General features: G+C 69.6%; 16 protein-coding genes. 5 read left to right on the forward strand and 11 right to left on the reverse strand.

Annotation, left to right across the window (positions count from 1 at the left end):
- Positions 1–247: 247 nt before the first annotated feature.
- The 8 genes from ACFWU9_RS20910 to ACFWU9_RS20945 all read right to left on the reverse strand — a co-directional run bounded on the left by ACFWU9_RS20910 (position 248) and on the right by ACFWU9_RS20945 (position 6898).
- Positions 248–586: a metal-sulfur cluster assembly factor gene (locus ACFWU9_RS20910; protein WP_189108654.1), complete on the reverse strand. Its 339-nt coding sequence runs from the start codon at positions 584–586 to the stop codon at positions 248–250.
- Positions 583–1047: a Fe-S cluster assembly sulfur transfer protein SufU gene (sufU, locus tag ACFWU9_RS20915; RefSeq protein WP_384320475.1), complete on the reverse strand. Its 465-nt coding sequence runs from the start codon at positions 1045–1047 to the stop codon at positions 583–585. Before sufU ends, ACFWU9_RS20910 begins: the two co-directional genes overlap by 4 nt.
- Positions 1048–1058: 11 nt before the next feature.
- Positions 1059–2333 (reverse strand): cysteine desulfurase, encoded by a 1275-nt coding sequence (locus tag ACFWU9_RS20920; protein WP_384320477.1) that lies wholly within the window; start codon positions 2331–2333, stop codon positions 1059–1061.
- Positions 2330–3094 carry a Fe-S cluster assembly ATPase SufC gene (gene sufC / locus ACFWU9_RS20925; protein ID WP_384320479.1) on the reverse strand — a complete coding sequence of 255 codons (765 nt, stop codon included), beginning with the start codon at positions 3092–3094 and terminating at the stop codon, positions 2330–2332. The genes ACFWU9_RS20920 and sufC overlap by 4 nt, the downstream gene beginning before the upstream one ends.
- Before the next feature lie 7 nt (positions 3095–3101).
- Positions 3102–3419, reverse strand: a complete 318-nt coding sequence (locus ACFWU9_RS20930; protein ID WP_329389154.1) for a bifunctional 3-phenylpropionate/cinnamic acid dioxygenase ferredoxin subunit — start codon at positions 3417–3419, stop codon at positions 3102–3104.
- Complete coding sequence (gene sufD, locus ACFWU9_RS20935) at positions 3419–4597, reverse strand: Fe-S cluster assembly protein SufD (RefSeq protein ID WP_384320481.1); 1179 nt, start codon at positions 4595–4597, stop codon at positions 3419–3421. The genes ACFWU9_RS20930 and sufD overlap by 1 nt, the downstream gene beginning before the upstream one ends.
- Positions 4598–4667: 70 nt before the next feature.
- On the reverse strand, positions 4668–6089 hold the full coding sequence (gene sufB, locus ACFWU9_RS20940) for a Fe-S cluster assembly protein SufB (protein WP_384320483.1): 1422 nt from the start codon (positions 6087–6089) through the stop codon (positions 4668–4670).
- A complete protein-coding gene (locus tag ACFWU9_RS20945; protein WP_384320485.1) occupies positions 6086–6898 on the reverse strand; it encodes a helix-turn-helix transcriptional regulator in 813 nt (270 codons plus the stop codon). The genes sufB and ACFWU9_RS20945 overlap by 4 nt, the downstream gene beginning before the upstream one ends.
- A gap of 169 nt (positions 6899–7067) precedes the next feature.
- Between ACFWU9_RS20945 and ACFWU9_RS20950 the strand changes: the two genes are divergently transcribed.
- The 3 genes from ACFWU9_RS20950 (at position 7068) to ACFWU9_RS20960 (ending at position 9831) form a co-directional block, all read left to right on the forward strand.
- Positions 7068–8003, forward strand: coding sequence for an ABC transporter ATP-binding protein (locus ACFWU9_RS20950; protein WP_384320487.1), 936 nt, complete (start codon positions 7068–7070; stop codon positions 8001–8003).
- A complete protein-coding gene (locus ACFWU9_RS20955; RefSeq protein ID WP_384320489.1) occupies positions 8000–8785 on the forward strand; it encodes an ABC transporter permease in 786 nt (261 codons plus the stop codon). The genes ACFWU9_RS20950 and ACFWU9_RS20955 overlap by 4 nt, the downstream gene beginning before the upstream one ends.
- A 68-nt stretch (positions 8786–8853) precedes the next feature.
- Positions 8854–9831: a heme A synthase gene (locus ACFWU9_RS20960; RefSeq protein ID WP_384320490.1), complete on the forward strand. Its 978-nt coding sequence runs from the start codon at positions 8854–8856 to the stop codon at positions 9829–9831.
- 27 nt (positions 9832–9858) lie between these two features.
- On the opposite strand, the gene ACFWU9_RS20965 is transcribed toward ACFWU9_RS20960, so the two are convergent.
- The 3 genes from ACFWU9_RS20965 to ACFWU9_RS20975 all read right to left on the reverse strand — a co-directional run bounded on the left by ACFWU9_RS20965 (position 9859) and on the right by ACFWU9_RS20975 (position 12489).
- Positions 9859–10974 (reverse strand): amidohydrolase family protein, encoded by a 1116-nt coding sequence (locus ACFWU9_RS20965; RefSeq protein ID WP_384320492.1) that lies wholly within the window; start codon positions 10972–10974, stop codon positions 9859–9861.
- A 92-nt stretch (positions 10975–11066) separates the two neighbouring features.
- Positions 11067–11459 carry a hypothetical protein gene (locus ACFWU9_RS20970; RefSeq protein WP_384320494.1) on the reverse strand — a complete coding sequence of 131 codons (393 nt, stop codon included), beginning with the start codon at positions 11457–11459 and terminating at the stop codon, positions 11067–11069.
- Between the two features lie 82 nt (positions 11460–11541).
- Entirely contained in the window at positions 11542–12489 is a 948-nt protein-coding gene (locus ACFWU9_RS20975; protein WP_384320496.1) for a heme o synthase, read from the reverse strand.
- 337 nt (positions 12490–12826) lie between these two features.
- Here ACFWU9_RS20975 and tkt point away from each other — a divergent pair, with 337 nt between their 5' ends.
- Positions 12827–14905, forward strand: a complete 2079-nt coding sequence (tkt, locus tag ACFWU9_RS20980; protein WP_384320498.1) for a transketolase — start codon at positions 12827–12829, stop codon at positions 14903–14905.
- Between the two features lie 34 nt (positions 14906–14939).
- Positions 14940–16058 carry a transaldolase gene (gene tal, locus ACFWU9_RS20985; RefSeq protein ID WP_384320500.1) on the forward strand — a complete coding sequence of 373 codons (1119 nt, stop codon included), beginning with the start codon at positions 14940–14942 and terminating at the stop codon, positions 16056–16058.
- Positions 16059–16060: the final 2 nt, after the last annotated feature.

A 16060-nucleotide genomic window follows, 5' to 3' on the forward strand; every position in this document is an offset into this window, starting at 1 on the left:
CCCCGGCCCTGATCCCGGCCGCGCGGTCCACCCCGCCCAGACGCCGGTCCGCCCGTGACCGCACCGCGCACCGGCGTCGCCGTAAGGAGGTCCGCCTCCGTACCGAAGCGGGTCTCCGCCCGGCTGGAGCGGCCGGGCGCGTCAGCCCGCACAGGCTCCGCCGGGCCGCCCCCGTCCGCAGACGCGACTGAGCGGGCCCCCGGTCCCAAGGACCGGGGGCCCGCTCAGTCGTACCCGTACGGCGATGTCAGACGTTGAACCCCAGCGCGCGCAACTGCTCGCGGCCGTCGTCCGTGATCTTGTCCGGGCCCCACGGCGGCATCCAGACCCAGTTGATCTTCAGCTCGCTGACGATCCCCTCCGTCGCCGACTTCGCCTGGTCCTCGATCACGTCCGTCAGCGGACAGGCCGCCGACGTCAGCGTCATGTCGAGGGTGGCGACATTGGACTCGTCGATGTGGACGCCGTAGATCAGACCCAGATTGACCACGTCGATCCCCAGCTCGGGGTCGACGACGTCGTACAGCGCCTCGCGGACCTCCTCCTCGGAGGCCGGCTTCATCATCACGGTCTCGTTCTCGCTCATGCCGTCTCCTTCTGCGCGGGGTCGCCCAGGACCTGGGCCGTCGCGTCCTTCCACGCCATCCAGCTCAGCAGCGCGCACTTCACACGGGCGGGGTACTTGGAGACACCGGCGAACGCCACGGCGTCCTCCAGCACCTCCTCCATCGCGTCGTCGGGTTCGAGCTGACCCTTGGACTGCATCAGCTCCAGGAACGCGCTCTGGATCTTCACCGCGTCGTCCAGCTCCTTGCCGACCAGCAGGTCGTTGAGGACGGACGCGCTGGCCTGGCTGATGGAGCAGCCCTGGCCCTCGTACGACACGTCCTCCACGCGCGAGCCGTCGTACTTCACGCGGAGCGTGATCTCGTCGCCGCACGTCGGATTGACGTGGTGCACCTCCGCGTCGCCGTCACGCAGACCGCGCCCGTGGGGGTGCTTGTAGTGATCCAGGATGACTTCCTGGTACATCGAATCCAGCTTCACCGGTCAGTCCCTCATCCGAAGAAATTACGGACGTGCTCCAGCCCGTCGACCAGGACATCGACCTCCGACTGCGTGGAGTACAGATAGAAAGACGCCCGCGTGGTCGCCGGAATTCCGTACCGCAGACAGACCGGCCGTGCGCAGTGGTGGCCGACCCGGACCGCGATCCCCTGCTCGTCGAGCACCTGACCCACGTCGTGGGGGTGGATGTCTCCGAGTGTGAAGGAGATCGTGGCGCCGCGCTCCTCGGCCGTGGACGGGCCGATGATCCTCAGGGAGGGGACTTCGAGCAGCCGCTTCACCGCGTACTCGGTGATGGCGTGCTCATGGGCGGCGATCTTGTCCATACCGATCGCGCTCAGATAGTCCACGGCCGCGCCGAGCCCGACGGCCTGGGCGATCGGTGGCGTACCCGCCTCGAACTTGTGCGGGGCTGGGGCGTACGTGGACGAGTGCATCGACACGGTCTCGATCATCTCGCCGCCGCCGAGGAACGGCGGCAGGTCCTCCAGCAGCTCCTGGCGGCCCCACAGGACACCGATCCCGGTCGGGCCGCACATCTTGTGGCCCGTGAAGGCCACGAAGTCGGCCTGGAGCGCCTGCACGTCGACCGCGACGTGCGGGGCCGCCTGCGAGGCGTCGATCAGCACCAGCGCGCCGACCTCCTGCGCACGCCGGACGATCGCCTCGACCGGGTTGACCGTGCCCAGGATGTTCGAGATCAGCACGAAGGAGACGATCTTCGTCTTCTCGGTGATGACCTCGTCGATGTTCGACAGATCCAGCCGGCCGTCGTCGTCAAGACCGAACCACTTCAGCTTCGCCCCGGTGCGCTGCGAGAGCAGCTGCCACGGAACGATGTTGGAGTGGTGCTCCATCTCCGTGATGACGATCTCGGTCTCGTGGTCCACGCGGTAGGGCTCGTCGGCCCAGCCCAGCATGTTCGCCACGAGGTTGAGCGACTCGGAGGCGTTCTTGGTGAAGATCACCTCGTCGCGGCTCGGCGCGTTGATGAAGGCGGCGACCTTGTCGCGGGCGCCTTCGTACAGAGCCGTGGCCTCCTCGGCGAGCACGTGGACGCCGCGGTGCACGTTGGCGTTGTGCCGCTCGTAGTACTCGTTGAGGGCATCGAGCACCTGGCGCGGTTTCTGCGAGGTCGCCGCGTTGTCCAGATACACGATCTTCTTCCCGTCGTGGACCAGCCGGTCCAGCAGGGGGAAGTCCTTACGGACCGCCTCGTCGAGCAGTCGGTCCGACCCGGTGAGGAGGCCTGACGGCTGTGTCACGCGGATACGCCACCCTTCACGTACGCCTCGTAGCCCTCGTTCTCCAGCTTGTCGGCCAGCTCCGCGCCGCCGGACTCGGCGATACGGCCCTGTGCGAAGACATGCACGAAGTCGGGCTTGATGTAGCGGAGGATCCGCGTGTAGTGCGTGATCAGCAGCGTGCCGACCTCTCCGCTCTCCCGGACGCGGTTGACGCCCTCGGAGACCACCCGCAGCGCGTCGACGTCCAGACCGGAGTCCGTCTCGTCGAGGATCGCGACCTTGGGCTTGAGCAGTTCGAGCTGAAGGATCTCGTGGCGCTTCTTCTCGCCGCCGGAGAAGCCCTCGTTGACGTTGCGCTCCGCGAACGCCGGGTCCATCTGGAGCTGTTCCATCGCGGTCTTGACCTCCTTCACCCACGTCCGCAGCTTGGGTGCCTCACCGCGCATGGCGGTGGCGGAGGTGCGCAGGAAGTTGGAGACCGAGACACCGGGGACCTCGACCGGGTACTGCATCGCGAGGAAGAGCCCGGCGCGGGCGCGCTCGTCGACCGTCATCTCCAGGACGTCCTCGCCGTCCAGCGTCACGGTGCCACCGGTGATCGTGTACTTGGGGTGGCCCGCGATGGAGTACGCGAGGGTCGACTTGCCGGAGCCGTTGGGGCCCATGATGGCGTGCGTCTCGCCCTGCTTGACGGTCAGGTCGACGCCCTTGAGGATCTCGCGGGCACCGCCCTCGGCGTCGACGGAGACGTGCAGGTCGTTGATTTCAAGGGTTGCCATGGGTGACTCAGGACTCCTGGGTGACGGAGACGAGCACATCGTCCCCTTGGATCTGTACGGGGTATACGGGGACGGGGCGTGTCGCGGGAAGGCCGTTCGGCTTGCCCGTACGCAGGTCGAAGCTGGAGCCGTGCAGCCAGCACTCGATCGAGCAGTCCTCGACCTCGCCCTCCGAGAGGGATACGTTCGCGTGCGAGCAGATGTCGTTGATCGCGAACACCTCGCCCTCGGTACGGATGACGGAGACCGGTATGCCGTCGAGTTCGACCCGCTTGGGGGTGCCGTCCTCCAGCTCGGTCAGTCCACAGACACGGACGAAGGTCATCAGACTGACGCCTCCAGCTCCGCCTCGATCTTGGCGAGCAGGCGCTCCTCGACGTCCGGCAGTTCGATCTGCTGGACCAGCTCGGCGAAGAAGCCGCGGATGACGAGGCGACGGGCGTCGACCTCGGGGATGCCGCGCGACATCAGGTAGAAGAGCTGCTCGTCGTCGAACCGGCCGGTGGCCGACGCGTGACCGGCGCCGGCGATCTCGCCGGTCTCGATCTCCAGGTTCGGTACGGAGTCCACCCGGGCGCCGTCCGTGAGGACCAGGTTCCGGTTCATCTCGTAGGTGTCCGTGCCCTCGGCGATCGCGCGGATCAGCACGTCGCCGATCCAGACGGCGTGCGCGTCGTCGCCCTGGAGCGCGCCCTTGTAGACGGCGTTGGACTTGCAGTGCGGGGCGTTGTGGTCGACCAGGAGCCGGTGCTCCTGGTGCTGGCCCTTGTCGGTGAAGTAGAGGCCGAAGAGCTCGGCCTGCCCGCCGGGGCCGCCGTACTGCACGCGCGGGTGGAGCCGTACGACGTCGCCGCCGAAGGTCACCACGATCGACTTGAACGAGGCGTCCCTGCCGACCAGCGCGTTGTGCTGGGCGACATGGACTGCCCGCGCGTCCCAGTCCTGCACGGACACGACGGTCAGCTTGGCTCCGTCGCCGACGAGGAAGTCGACGTTGGCGGCGACCACCGCGTCACCGGTGTGGTCGATGACCACGACCGCCTCGGCGAAGGCGCCCAGCTCGATCACCTGGTGCACGAAGGCGGTACCGCCCTGGCCGTGCACGGTGATCCGGATGGGCTCGGTGAGCACGGTCTCCTTGGGAACGGAGACGACGGACGCCTTCTCGAACGAGGTGTACGCCTGGGCGGCCACCCGGTCGACCGGGACGCCGGCCCTGCCCACACGCGGGTCGTCGCGGCCGACGGTCTCCTGGGTGACACCGGCGGGGGTGTGCACCTCCGTACGGATGAGGCCGTCGGCGACGGCCGTACCGTCCTGGAGACCGCGCAGCCGCTCCAGCGGCGTGAACCGCCACTCCTCCTCACGGCCGTGCGGAACGGGGAAGTCCGCGACGTCGTAGGACGGCGGCGCGCTCATGCGCGTGGCGACGGTCGACTCGGCGGCCACCGCGATCGACCCGGTGGTGGTGGAACCCACCGGAATGTTCAAAGCCTCAGCCATGGCTGTCGTCGTGCTCTCTCTCTGCCTCTTGGGAAATGGTCGCTGCTGCTGACTGCCGCTCCGGGGCGCGTCAGCCGACGGAGCCCTCCATCTGGAGCTCGATCAGCCGGTTGAGCTCCAGCGCGTACTCCATGGGCAGTTCCTTGGCGATCGGCTCCACGAAGCCGCGCACGATCATCGCCATGGCCTCGAACTCGGTCATCCCGCGGCTCATCAGGTAGAAGAGCTGGTCCTCGGAGACCTTGGAGACGGTCGCCTCGTGCCCCATCGACACGTCGTCCTCGCGGACGTCCACGTACGGATAGGTGTCGGAGCGCGAGATGGTGTCGACCAGCAGCGCGTCGCAGAGGACGTTGGACTTCGAACCGGGGGCGCCCTCACCGATCTCGATGAGGCCTCGGTAGGAGGTACGGCCGCCGCCTCGCGCCACCGACTTGGAGACGATGTTCGACGAGGTGTTCGGTGCCATGTGGACCATCTTGGCGCCGGCGTCCTGGTGCTGGCCCTCGCCCGCGAAGGCGATGGACAGGGTCTCGCCCTTGGCGTGCTCGCCCATCAGGTAGACGGCCGGGTACTTCATCGTGACCTTGGAGCCGATGTTGCCGTCGACCCATTCCATGGTCGCGCCCTCGTAGGCCACGGCACGCTTGGTGACGAGGTTGTAGACGTTGTTCGACCAGTTCTGGATGGTCGTGTAACGGCAGCGGCCACCCTTCTTCACGATGATCTCGACGACGGCGCTGTGCAGCGAGTCCGAGGAGTAGATCGGCGCGGTGCAGCCCTCGACGTAGTGGACGTAGGCGTCCTCGTCGACGATGATCAGCGTCCGCTCGAACTGGCCCATGTTCTCCGTGTTGATACGGAAGTAGGCCTGGAGCGGGATCTCGACGTGCACACCCTTCGGCACGTAGATGAACGAGCCGCCGGACCACACGGCCGAGTTCAGCGAGGCGAACTTGTTGTCGCCGACCGGGATGACCGTGCCGAAGTACTCCTGGAAGAGCTCCGGGTTCTCCCTGAGGGCGGTGTCGGTGTCCTTGAAGATGACGCCCTGCTCCTCCAGGTCCTCACGGATCTGGTGGTAGACGACCTCGGACTCGTACTGGGCCGCGACACCGGCGACGAGGCGCTGCTTCTCCGCCTCGGGGATGCCGAGCTTGTCGTACGTGTTCTTGATGTCCTCGGGCAGGTCCTCCCAGGACTCCGCCTGCTTCTCCGTGGACCGCACGAAGTACTTGATGTTGTCGAAGTCGATGCCCGACAGGTCGGAGCCCCAGCTCGGCATGGGCTTCTTGCCGAAGAGCTTCAGTCCCTTGAGACGCAGCTTCAGCATCCACTCGGGCTCGTTCTTCTTCGCGGAGATGTCGCGGACGACCTCTTCGGAGAGCCCGCGCTTGGCGGCGGCGCCGGCCTTGTCGGAGTCGGCCCAGCCGTATTCGTACTTGCCCAGTCCATCGAGCTCAGGATGGGCGGTCTCCGTGGGGAGCGTCATGCGGGGTTCCTCCCGGCCGTGCTTTCGGATGCGTGGTGATCGGTCTGCTGGCTGATCTTCGGTGGATCGGTCGGTGGGGTGCCGCCGGTCCCTGGGGGACCGGGTGGTGCGCCGTGGCCGGCGCCGTGCGGGATGAACGTCGTGCACACCCCGTCGCCGTGGGCGATGGTCGCCAGCCGCTGCACATGGGTTCCGAGCAGTTCGGAGAAGAACTCCGTCTCCGCCTCGCACAGCTGCGGGTACTTCTCGGCCACGTGGGCCACCGGGCAGTGGTGCTGGCAGAGCTGCTCGCCCTGCTGGTTCGGCGCGCCACGAGCCGTAGCAGCGTACCCGTCGGTGCTCAGCGCCCTGGCGAGCGCCTCGGTCCGCCTCTCCGGCGGTGCCGCCTCGACGGCTTCCCGGTAGGTCCCGGCCTGGGTGGCGATCCGGTCGCGCGCGAAGGCGGCGACGGCCGCGTCACCCTTGGCGCCGCCGCCCGCGCCACGGGCGATCCACTCGATGGCGTCGGCGGCGAGCTTGTCGTACGACTGGTCGAAGGCGTCCCTGCCGCAGTCGGTGAGGGCGAACACCTTGGCGGGCCTGCCACGTCCCCGTGAGCCGTAGACCCGCTGGTCGCGCGGTTCCACGACGTCGTCGGCGACGAGCGCGTCGAGATGGCGGCGGACGGCGGCCTGGGTGAGCTTCAGGCGCCCCGCGAGATCGGAGACGGTGGACGGGCCGTGGTCCAGGATGGAGCGCGCGACGCGGTTGCGTGTGGAACGCTCACCGGTCGCGAGATCCTCCTGCGGAGCCTCGCCAACGTATTTCACAACGCCATTGTTGCGTAATTCCCTCGACAGTGACAACAGCCGTCCGGTACGACGAGTGGTGCCCTGTATCACTTAGGGTCACCTAAGAACTCCGGGGGCGGATGCGCCGGTGCGGACTCCCGCGCCCCCGGACCCGGGGCCCGGACGGCCGCTGCCTAGACTCGACCGCATGCGCAGCGTCGTCGGAGAGCCGGTGGTCCGGGTACGGGGCCTGGTCAAGCGGTACGGGGCCAGGGCCGCGGTGAACGGCCTGGATCTGACGGTCCTGCCGGGCACGGTGTCCGCGGTCCTCGGCCCCAACGGAGCCGGCAAGACCACCACGGTCGAGACCTGCGAGGGCTATCGCAGACCGGACGAGGGGACCGTACGGGTCCTCGGCCTCGATCCGGTGGCGGACGCCGCACGGCTGCGCCCCCGTATCGGCGTGATGCTCCAGTCCGGCGGCGTGTACTCCGGCGCCCGCGCGGAGGAGATGCTGCGCCACATGGCGGCACTGCACGCGAACCCGCTGGACGTGACTGGGCTGATCGAGCGTCTCGGGCTCGGCGGCTGCGGCCGCACCGCCTACCGGAGGCTCTCCGGGGGCCAGCAGCAGCGTCTCTCGCTCGCCATGGCGGTCGTCGGCCGGCCCGAGCTGGTGTTCCTGGACGAACCGACCGCGGGGCTCGACCCACAGGCCCGCCGTTCCACCTGGGACCTGGTGCGCGAGCTGCGTGCCGATGGCGTGACCACGGTGCTGACCACGCACTTCATGGACGAGGCCGAGGAACTGGCCGACGACGTCGCCATCGTCGACGCCGGGAAGGTCGTGGCGCACGGCTCGGTCGAGCAGCTCTGCCGGGGCGGCGCGGAGAACACCCTGCGCTTCACCGGCCGTCCGGGACTCGACCTCGGCTCGCTGCTCAAGGCGCTGCCCGACGGGTCGGCCGCCGCCGAGCTGGTGCCGGGCGCCTACCGGATCGGCGGCACGATCGATCCGCAGCTGCTCGCGACGGTCACGACGTGGTGCGCGCAGCACGGGGTGATGCCGGAGAGGATCTCCGTCGAGCGGCACACGCTGGAGGACGTCTTCCTCGAACTGACCGGCAAGGAGCTGCGTCCATGACCACGGGTACGGACACGGGCGCCGGCCGGTACTCCCCCGCGCCTGGCGCGGCGCCGCTGTCGCGGATGATCGCCGCGCAGACGGCGTTCGAGACGAGGATGCTGCTGCGCAACGGCGAGCAGCTGCTGCTGACCGTGATCATCCCGAGTCTGCTTCTGGTGTTGTTCTCGACGGTCGACATCATCGACACGGGCGCGGGCGAGTCGGTCGACTTCCTGGCCCCCGGTGTCCTCGCGCTGGCCGTGATGTCGACGGCCTTCACCGGACAGGCGATCGCGACGGGGTTCGAACGGCGTTACGGGGTCCTGAAGCGGCTCGGCGCCTCGCCCCTGCCTCGCTGGGCCCTGATGACCGCCAAGACGCTGTCGGTCCTGGTCACCGAGGTGCTCCAGATCGTGCTGCTGACCATCATCGCGTTCGCGCTCGGCTGGTCGCCGGAGGGCAACCCCCTCGCCGTACTGCTGCTGCTCGTCCTCGGTACGGCCGCCTTCTCGGGGCTCGGACTGCTGATGGCGGGCACGCTGAAGGCGGAGGCGACGCTGGCGGCGGCGAATCTGGTCTTCATCCTGCTGCTGGTGGGCGGCGGCGTGATCGTACCGATGGAGAAGTTCCCGGACACGGTCGGGACGCTGCTCGGTCTGCTGCCGATCTCGGCCCTCTCCGAGGGGCTGCGGGACGTGCTCCGGCACGGCGCCGCGATGCCCTGGGACGACCTCGGGGTGCTGGCGGTCTGGGCGGTGCTCGGGCTCGGGGCGGCGGCCCGTTTCTTCCGCTGGGAGTAGCCCCCGGCGCCCCCTGGCCGGGAGGCGCGGGGACCCCTCGTGACTGCGTTCACAAGGGCCCGCCTACGATGGTTGCCGTGTGGAACCCCCTCGACTGCATCGCCCGGCGCTGGACGCCGTCCCCCCGTACGCTCCGGCGGGCCGCCCTCTCCGCCGTCGTGATGACCGTCGTCATCATCGTCACCGGCGGCGCGGTACGGCTCACGGGCTCCGGGCTCGGCTGCGACACCTGGCCGAAGTGCACGGACGACAGCCTCTTCGCGACGTCCGAGCAGGGTCTGCACGGCGCGATCGAGTTCGGCAACCGCATGCTGACGTATGTCCTGTCGGCGGCCGTCGGCTGGGCGATCGTCGCGGCCCGGTCGGTCAAGCCCCGGCGGCACAGCCTCTCCCGGCTCGCCTGGAGCATGTTCTGGGTGGTCGTGGCGAACGCCGTGATGGGCGGCGTCACGGTCCATATGGAGCTCAACCCCTGGACCGTCGCGGTGCACTTCCTGCTCGCCAACGCCCTGCTCACCGTCACCGTGATCGTCTGGCAGCGCACCCGCGAGGGCGACGCGACGCCCCGGCCGCGCGTCCCCCGGCCGGTGCGGAAGCTGGGCTGGGCCCTGGTCGCCGTGACGGGCCTGCTGATCGCCGTGGGAACGACGGTGACCGGTTCCGGCAAGCACGCGGGCGACAGCAGCGAGGTTCCGCGCATGCCGTTCGACTGGGTCGACGCGGCGCATGTGCACGCGGCGACGGCCTGGGTGGTCTGCGCGCTGGCGATCGCGATGTGGCTGGTGCTGCGCGTGGTGGACGCTCCCGCGGACACCCGCGCGCGGGCGCGCGACCTGCTGCTCGTGCTGCTCTCGCAGGGCGTTGTGGGCTACGTCCAGTACTTCACCGATGTGCCCGAGATCCTGGTCGGCGTCCATATGCTCGGCTCCGCGCTGACCTGGATCGCCGTCCTGCGGCTCGCGTTGAGCCTGCGTGAGCGGCCCGTGACGGACCCGGAGATCCCCGCTCAGGCGGATCCGGCCGACCCGGCGCTGTCCACGGCCTGAGCGCCCGGCGAAGGCTCCGGCGGAGCGTCAGATCTCGTCGAGGCCGTAGATGCGGCGGGCGTTGCCCGAGGCGATCATCTCCGCGACGCGCTGGGCGTCGGCGAGCGCCCATGAACCGTCCGCCGCCCAGCCCCCGAGCACCCGCGCGAGCGCCTGCCGGAACACCCTCGCGCCCACCACGTGCAGTTCGGGCAGCCCGCGCGCGCCGCTGGAGTAGAGCAGCTTGCCGAACGGGGCCAGCTCCAGCACCTCCGCCAGTACGTCCGCCGCGCGGGCCCCCGTGTGCGCGAGGGCCGGGCCGAGATCCACGTACACGTGCGGGAAGGCGGCGGCGAGCCGCGCCGCCTGCCGGTGGTACGGCAGGCCGTGCAGCAGCACCAGGTCGCTGCCGAGCCCGGCCGTGGCCGCGGCGAACCCCGCGATCCGCGCCGTACCGCCGTCCGCGCAGTCGGCCCGGCACCCGTCGCCGCCGCCCGCGTGCAGTTGGAGCGGCAGGCCGGTGGCGACGGCGGTCCACAGCAGATGCCGCAGCAGTACGGGGTCGGTCAGCCGGCCGCCCACCCGCCGCGCGGCGAGCCAGCGCCCGGCCGCCGCGCGTACGTCCCCGGCGTCCGGCGGCTCGGCCGCCCGGGCGGCGCCGTGGCGCATGGCGGTCACGGACACGAAGGCGACGGCCGATTCGGCGGCGGTGTGCACGGCGTGGGCGAGGTTGGCGAGCAGCGCGTCGACGGTGCCCGAGGTGTCGGCGACCTGCTGGGCGAGGAGTTCGAGCCGTACGATCTCGCGGGCCTCGGCGGCGCCGGCCGCCGCGATCTCCTCGGGGGCGGTCAGATCGCCGGGCAGCCCCGTGTCGACGAGATAGGTGGTGACCCCGGTGCCCCGCAGCAGCCGCCGTCCGGCCTCCAGCACCCCGAGCTCCCGGCGGCGGGCCAGATAGCCGGCGGGTGAGGTGTGCGGCTCCAGGCCGAGGAGCGGCGGGCACCAGCGCCGTACGGCGAAACCGGTCTGGGTGTCGAAGAAGGTGGTACCCGCGGCAGGCGGGCCCGCGGTCCTGCCCAGCTGGGCCTCGAAGGTGCCGAGGCCCAGCTCCGTACGGAGAACGCCGTGGCAGTTCTGGTCCACCAGAGTCGTTGTCTCGATCATGGCGCTTCCCGTCGTGGACCGAATCCCTACAGTCCTAACGGGCCAGGCGCGTTCGGGTGTTGGCCGCCGTGGCGATCGGGACCGGACATCCCTCAGGGGCTGGTGGGATTGGCGGGACCGCCGAGCTGGATTCCGGCCATACGGGTCCACTCGTACGGCCCGGTGCGGACATTCGCGGCGAACTCGCCGTCGAAGGACTCGTGCACCGTGATCCCGGACTTCTCGACGGCCTTCAGCGCCACGTCGTGCGAGGGGGCGACGAGATCGCCCCAGTCGCCGTCCTGCGCCACGAGCACGATACGGGTGCCCGCCTGGCCCAGATGGGCGAGCTGTCCCTCGGCGGCGCCGCCGTGCCGGCGCGCGAACGCGCCGATCTGCTTGGCCAGTCGGGCCGCGCGGCGTTCGTCCCGGGCGTGCTGACGGTTCGCACGCGCCGCCCCGGCCGCCCCGTCGTCGCTCTGCTCGTCTACCTCGGTGTCTGCCATGGACCCCATGCTACCGACGGGTAGTCGTACCGCGTGAGGGGCCGGGGTCCGACCCCGGGGGTCAACGGGCCGACGTCGGCGCTCAGCGCAGGAAGGGGTCCACGGCGACGGCCACGAAGAGCAGCGACACATAGGTGATCGACCAGTGGAACAGCCGCATCTCCTTGAGCTTGCCGCCCGTCGCACCGGACTTGGCACGCGACTGGAGTCCGTGCGCCTCCCAGAGCCACCAGCCGCCGGCCACCAGGGCCACCGAGGTGTAGAACCAGCCGGTGTAGCCCAGCGGCGTCAGCAGCAGCGACACCACCACCATCACCCAGCTGTAGAGCACGATCTGGCGGGCGACCACCCGGTTCGACGCGACGACGGGGAGCATCGGCACGCCCACGCGCGCGTAGTCCTCGCGCACCTTCATCGACAGCGGCCAGTAGTGCGGCGGCGTCCAGAAGAACATGACGAGGAAGAGGATGACTGCGGCCCAGGACAGCGAGTTCGTCACGGCCGACCAGCCGATGAAGACCGGCATACAGCCCGCGATACCGCCCCAGACGATGTTCTGCGACGTACGGCGCTTGAGGATCATCGTGTAGACGACGACATAGAAGAGGAGCGCGCCGAGCGCGAGCGCCGCCGAAAGCCAGTTGACCAGCAGGCCGAACCAGAGCGTGGAAACCACGGCCAGGGAGAGCCCGAAGACCAGGGCCTCGGTGGGCGACACCATGCCGGTGACCAGCGGACGCTGCGACGTACGGTCCATCATCGCGTCGATGTCACGGTCGATGTACATGTTCAGCGCGTTGGCGCCGCCCGCGGAGAGATAGCCGCCGACACAGGTGACCAGGACCAGCCACATGTCCGGCACGCTCTGCGCGGCCAGGAACATCACCGGCACCGTGGTGATGAGCAGCAGCTCGATGATCCGCGGTTTGGTCAGCGCCACGAACGCTTTGACGCGGGCCCCGAACGGCCGATGGCCCCCCGGGCTCGGAGTCAGGACGACCCCTGCGGGTCGGGACTCGACGGCCGTCACGCACACCCCAGACAGAGAAATCCCAGCAAGTTTCGGGCGTGAAGGCCCGGTAAAGACTTGCGCGTACCACGCCACTCTAGACGTTGCCCATACGCCGTTCTTATCGGGGGTGGGCTCGTGTTGACGCCTGGTCGGAGCGCCGGGCGCCGGGGTCGGACTTCGCCCCGCGGTCGTCCCCGCGAGGTACTCCCGACACCCGCCGGGCACCCCGGCGATGTCTTGTCTTCACTGAAGCGGACGGGCGGGGTCGCGAGGCGCCACAAGGGTAGGCTCGGCGGCGAACCGGTGCGCCCTCAGACACCGGGATTCGACATGTGGAGAGGAGCCCTGACTCAGGGTGAGCACCAAGCCGACCACCACAGATCTCGAAGAGTGGACCGACCTGGACCGCAAGGCGGTCGATACCGTCCGCGTCCTGGCCATGGATGCCGTACAGAAGGTCGGCAACGGCCATCCCGGTACGGCGATGAGCCTGGCGCCCGCCGCCTATGTGCTCTTCCAGAAGCTGATGCGCCACGACCCGGCCGACGCGCAGTGGACCGGACGCGACCGGTTCGTACTCTCCGCGGGCCACTCGTCGCTGACTCTCTACATCCAGCTGTATCTCGCGGGCTACGGCCTGGAGCTGGACGACCTGAAGGCCTTCCGCACCTGGGGGTCGAAGACCCCGGGTCACCCGGAGCACGGCCACACGGTCGGCGTCGAGACCACGACCGGGCCGCTCGGCCAGGGTGTCGCCAACGGCGTGGGCATGGCCATGGCCGCCCGCTACGAGCGCGGGCTCTACGACCCGGACGCGGCCCCGGGCACCTCTCCCTTCGACCACACCATCTGGGTGATCGCGGGTGACGGCTGCCTCCAGGAGGGTGTCTCCGGCGAGGCGTCGTCGCTCGCCGGCCACCAGAAGCTCGGCAATCTCGTCCTGCTCTGGGACGACAACCACATCTCCATCGAGGGTGACACCGAGACGGCCGTCTCGGAGGACACCCTGGCGCGGTACGAGGCGTACGGCTGGCACGTCCAGCGCGTCGAGCAGCTGCCGAACGGCGACCTGGACCCGGCGGGTCTGGCGCGCGCGCTGAAGGCGGCGCAGGACGAGACCGAGCGTCCCTCTTTCATCGCCGCGCGCTCGATCATCGCCTGGCCGGCCCCGCACGCGCAGAACACCGAGGCCGCGCACGGCTCGGCGCTGGGCGACGAGGAGGTCGCCGCGACCAAGCGGGTGCTGGGCTTCGACCCAGAGCAGACCTTCGAGGTCGCCGACGAGGTCCTGGCGCACACGCGGCAGGCGCTCGACCGGGGCCGCGAGACGCGCGCCGAGTGGGAGAAGACGTTCGCCGCGTGGCGCACGGCCAACCCGGAGCGTGCCGCCACGTTCGACCGGATCCGCGCGGGCGAGCTGCCCGACGGCTGGGAGAAGAAGCTGCCGGTCTTCGAGTCCGGCAAGGGTGTCGCCACCCGCGCCGCGTCCGGCAAGGTGCTCCAGGCGCTCGGCGCCGTCATCCCCGAGCTGTGGGGCGGCTCGGCCGACCTCGCCGGCTCGAACAACACCACGATCGACAAGACGTCGTCGTTCCTCCCGGCGGGCAACCCGCTGCCGGAGGCCGACCCGTACGGCCGCACGGTGCACTACGGCATCCGTGAGCACGCCATGGGTTCGACGATGAACGGCATCGCGCTGCACGGCAACACCCGTATCTACGGCGGCACTTTCCTGGTGTTCTCCGACTACATGCGCCCGGCGGTCCGGCTCGCGGCGCTGATGCAGGTGCCCGTCACCTACGTCTGGACGCATGACTCGATCGGTCTCGGCGAGGACGGCCCGACGCACCAGCCGGTCGAGCACCTGTCCGTGCTGCGGGCCATCCCCGGACTCAACGTCGTGCGTCCCGCCGACGCCAACGAGACGGCGATCGCCTGGCGCGAGATCCTCAAGCGGCACGCCAAGGGCGCGCCGCACGGGCTGGCGCTGACGCGTCAGGGTGTGCCGACGTACGAGGCCAACGAGGGCGCGGCCAAGGGTGGTTACGTGCTCTTCGAGGCCGAGGGCGGCGAGCCCCAGGTCGTACTCATCGGTACCGGCTCCGAGGTCCAGCTGGCCGTCGAGGCGCGCGAGGCGCTCCAGGCGGAGGGCATCGCGACCCGTGTGGTGTCGATGCCGTCGGTCGAGTGGTTCGAGGAGCAGGATCAGGCGTACCGGGACAGTGTCCTGCCGCCGTCCGTGCGGGCGCGAGTGGCGGTCGAGGCGGGAATCGGGCTCACCTGGCACCGTTTCGTGGGCGACGCCGGTCGCATCGTCTCGCTGGAGCACTTCGGTGCCTCGGCCGACGGAAAGGTCCTCTTCCGGGAGTTCGGATTCACCGCGGACGCGGTCGCGTCCGCCGCCCGGGAATCTCTGGCAGCCGTGACGCGCTGACGTTGGTATACGACAAGTAGGAGATGCAACTCTCATGACAGACGCACTCAAGCGCCTCTCCGACGAAGGCGTCGCGATCTGGCTCGACGACCTGTCGCGCAAGCGCATCACATCGGGCAATCTCGCCGAACTGATGGACCAGCAGCATGTCGTGGGCGTGACGACCAATCCCTCGATCTTCCAGAAGGCGATCTCCCAGGGAGACGGTTACGAGACGCAGCTCACCGACCTCGCGACCCGCCGGGTGACCGTCGAGGAGGCCGTCCGCATGATCACGACGGCGGACGTCCGCGACGCCGCCGACATCCTGCGGCCGGTCTTCGACGAGACGCAGGGCCAGGACGGCCGCGTCTCCATCGAGGTCGACCCCCGGCTGGCCCACAACACGAGGGCGACCGTCGCCGAGGCCAAGCAGCTGGCCTGGCTGGTCGACCGCCCGAACACCTTCATCAAGATCCCCGCCACCCGCGCGGGGCTCCCGGCGATCACCGAGACGATTGCCCGGGGCATCAGTGTCAATGTGACGCTGATCTTCTCCCTCGCCCGCTACCGCGAGGTCATGGACGCCTACCTGTCGGGCCTGGAGAAGGCGAAGGACGCGGGCCTCGATCTCTCGAAGATCTTCTCGGTCGCGTCCTTCTTCGTGTCCCGCGTGGACACCGAGATCGACAAGCGGCTCGACGCGCTCGGCACGGACGAGGCGAAGGGGGCGCGCGGCAAGTCCGCCGTCGCCAACGCCCGGCTGGCCTACGAGGCGTACGAGGACGTCTTCGGTTCCGAGCGCTGGGCGGCCCTGGACCGGGCGCAGGCCAACAAGCAGCGTCCGCTGTGGGCCTCGACCGGCGTCAAGGACCCCGCGTACCGGGACACGATGTACGTCGACGACCTGGTCGCCCCGCACACGGTGAACACCATGCCGGAGGCCACGCTGGACGCGGTCGCCGAGCACGGCGCGGTCACCGGTGACACCGTGAGGGGTACGTACGACCAGGCGCGCGCCGATCTCGAAGCCATCGAGAAGCTGGGCATCTCGTACGACGACGTCGTCCAGGTACTGGAGGACGAGGGCGTCGAGAAGTTCGAGAAGGCCTGGACCGACCTGCTCAAGTCGACCGAGGCGGAACTCAAGCGCCTCGCCCCTTCGGAGGACTGAAC

It is taken from the genome of Streptomyces sp. NPDC058653 (assembly GCF_042716895.1).
GTDB lineage: Bacteria > Actinomycetota > Actinomycetes > Streptomycetales > Streptomycetaceae > Streptomyces.